The 2982-nt window shown below is 44.1% G+C and carries 4 protein-coding genes; 2 read left to right on the top strand and 2 right to left on the bottom strand.

Going from position 1 to position 2982, the window contains the following annotated elements:
* Positions 1 to 421 (bottom strand): alginate lyase family protein (locus VF500_RS06390; protein ID WP_330858867.1); only part of this gene is annotated, 421 nt, incomplete at its 3' end.
* Positions 422 to 428: 7 nt separating this feature from the next.
* On the bottom strand, positions 429 to 1991 hold the full coding sequence (locus VF500_RS06385; protein ID WP_330858866.1) for a M20/M25/M40 family metallo-hydrolase: 1563 nt from the start codon (positions 1989 to 1991) through the stop codon (positions 429 to 431).
* Between the two features lie 122 nt (positions 1992 to 2113).
* On the opposite strand from VF500_RS06385, the gene VF500_RS06380 reads away from it, so the two are divergent.
* The gene (locus VF500_RS06380) at positions 2114 to 2548 is read left to right on the top strand and encodes a hypothetical protein (protein ID WP_330858865.1); all 435 of its coding nucleotides are present in this window, start codon (positions 2114 to 2116) and stop codon (positions 2546 to 2548) included.
* Positions 2549 to 2678: 130 nt separating this feature from the next.
* A partial coding sequence (locus VF500_RS06375; RefSeq protein WP_330858864.1) for a hypothetical protein occupies positions 2679 to 2982 on the top strand: 304 nt, incomplete at its 3' end.

The following is a 2982-nucleotide window of genomic DNA, read 5'->3' as shown; positions in this document are numbered from 1 at the left end:
TTCCCGCCAGCAGACCATAATCCTTAAAAGCGTAAGCCCATCCATTCAGTAAGCCGATTGCCTTCTTAGCGTAGTCTGCATTGCCGGTAGCAGCCCAGGCCAATGCAAAGGCGTAAACCAGTTCGCAATCCTTCCTGATCTGCGTTTTTGACGGTGATGTTGCACCATTTGAACCTACTACGATGGTTGATGGAAACGAAGCCGGGTATTCATGATCTTTAATAAAATCAAGCACTTTTTGATATGCCGCAGTTCGCATAGTGTCACCTGCTTTCAGCTGGGCGCTGATGAGGTCCAAACTGGCCCTGGTATTTAAAATACCAGGGTGCACAAATTTGGTTTTATTGTTTTCCTGTGCTTTAAGGCTAAAGTTAAAGAGCATCAGCAAGAGCGCCAGCAAAGTTATTTTACAGTCTCTCATCTTCAGTCTACTTATCCAATCCGCCGCGGCGTGTTGCTTTAACCTGTGCAGGCCATTTAATACCTTCCGTTTTGGTGTTAACGGTTTTCTGCGGGTCTTCGCTGGCCATGTAAGCCATGATAGCGGCTAAAATGGCATTGTTTTTCAAATCGTCAAACACAACTTTATCATAAGTATCACGATTGGTATGCCATGTATATGATCCGTACGACCAGTTAAGCGAGCTTAAAGAAAAGCCCGGCGCACCAACGGTCACAAACGAAGCGAAATCAGATCCGCCTCCTCCCGGCTGGCCCGGAAAGTTTGTTTTAATCCTGTTCTTGATGGTGTCGGGCACAGCGGCAAGCCATCTGCTTAAATAATCTTTAGCCTCAACAAAGCCCTGGCCGGTAAGGTTTACTACACGGCCTGTGCCGTTATCCTGGTTAAACAATGCCTGCAGATTATTCACAATTTCGGGATGATCCTCAACAAAAGCACGTGAGCCGTTCAGGCCTTCTTCTTCGCTGCCCCAGTGACCTACCAGTACGGTACGTTTTGGGTGCGGGTAGAATTTTTTTAGCAAACGCATGGCCTCCATCATAGTGAGGGTGCCTGTACCGTTATCGGTAGCACCGGTGCCGCCATCCCATGAATCAAAATGAGCGCTCAGCATTACGTACTCATTTGGTTTTTCAGAGCCTTTGATTTCGGCGATTGTATTGAACGTTGGCACTACGCCTAACTCTTTTGATTCGCAATGGATACTGATCACCGGTTTGTTGCCCGATTCGCTCAGGCGGTATAACATGCCGTAATCTTCCAGCGAAATATCAACCGTAGGGACAATTTTGGTATAAGCAGCAAAAATTTTATCAACCCCAAACCCTGCCGACCAGTTATTGGTCAAACTGCCTGCTGCGCCTGCATTTTCTAATGCTACAGGTAAAGTTTTATTGGTGAAGCCGGTTTTGCTGATGCGTTTTTTCCATGCATCGGTCTGGGCTGTACGGTCGGCCTTCATTTTATCAAAAGACTCTTTAAGGGCGAATTCCTGCCAGTTATAATCAGGCCTGCCAGTTGGCTGGAGCATGGAGATCATCACAAACTTGCCTTTAACATTGGGCAGCCATTGCTGAAAAGCCACAGAATCGGCCACATCCGGCAGGATGATCACCTCGGCAGCGGTGGTTTTTTTGCCCATGCCGGGGCTCCAGGCCAGTTGGGTGCCTTCTAATGATTTTACCCTTGGCGATACCATGTCAATATGCGAGATGCCGCGTTCCCAGCCGCGCCATTCGCCCCACTTTTCGTTTTTAGCCTGGATATCCCAGCTTTTATATTTAGCTACCGCCCAGTCATTGGCCTGTTTCATCTGCGGTGTACCAACTAAACGCGGACCGATACCATCAAACAGCTCATGCGCCAGTTTTTCCAGCTGTGAGTTGGTGGTTTCCTCAGTCATAATGCTGTTAATAACAGGGTTGTTTGATTGGGCCGAAGCTATGCCGCTGCAAAGCAGCATGCCAAGAACAAGAGGCTTTGTCCTGTTCCATAGGTTGTTGCAGGTATACTGGTAAATGTGTTTCATAAGGTCTAAAATATGAAAAAGCAGGTGGGGTAATACGTTTTATCCGAAATGATATTGGTAAGTAACATAATTATTGCAAAGTGTTATTTAAGTTTTTACTTTGGCAGCCTAAATCTTATCGAATGAAGACGCCTGTTTTATTTACAGTTTTGTTGCTAATGTTTATGGGTTGCAGGCAGGCAGAAAAGAAACCCGCTAAAATAACTAAAGCCGATACACTGCTAAGTTTATCAAAACCAGCAACGGTTATTTCAAAGCCTGACGATAGTTTAACAGGCTATAATTGGAGAGATTCTTTGATAGTTGATTATATTAAACACTCGGACAATGATTTAATAAAATCATCTCTCAGCGATACATCTGTTCATGAAGAATGGGTGTTTGACCGAACAGAAAAGAGAGATGCAATCACCTATTTTGTTTATAATGTAGGGCATGACCATAATAATGGAGATGGCGTTGTTTACGCTTCTGATAGTTGGGTGTATATCGATAGCTTAAACAGGAAACTTTATGAGTATCAGTCTGATGAGCATTTAAAGGAATGGAAACATTGATTTAATTTTTTTTTTAATTTTTTTTTCAGCAAAATGTTTTAATTGTTCTCTTGTGTTAAATTATTGTTATAGAATTAACAATAGGTTTACACGTGGCCGGTTCTTTTGTAAAAACTAATCGATCTTATCAATGAAAAAACAACTACTTGGCGTCATCGCGGCATCTGCGGTGATCTTTTCTTCCTGCCATGACGATCACAAGATAATACCTTTCAAGTATCCGGATATGGCCGAAGCTCAAAATCCGGCTGTGCTTTTTACTACTGCTAATGGTGTTAAAGTATACAATGGGGGCTTTGGTTCGGCAGTTGCAGCAGATCCGGCTCAGAGAGATGTGCTTTACCTGCTTACCGATCGCGGCTCAAACGTTGCCGGGCAGGCAGCAAATTCAATCATAATTGGTAAACCAGATTTCGATCCTCAGATAGGCAAAT

The sequence above is a fragment of the Mucilaginibacter sp. genome, assembly GCF_036383575.1.
Taxonomy (GTDB): domain Bacteria; phylum Bacteroidota; class Bacteroidia; order Sphingobacteriales; family Sphingobacteriaceae; genus Mucilaginibacter.
Note: the sequence above shows the minus strand (reverse complement) of the source record. Positions and strands in the feature narration are given on the sequence as shown.

Excerpts from the sequence above, each read along its gene's own strand:
- VF500_RS06380 (WP_330858865.1), top strand. The coding sequence starts at position 2,114 with ATGAAGACGCCTGTTTTATTTACAGTTTTGTTGCTAATGTTTATGGGT.
- VF500_RS06385 (WP_330858866.1), bottom strand. The coding sequence starts at position 1,991 with ATGAAACACATTTACCAGTATACCTGCAACAACCTATGGAACAGGACA.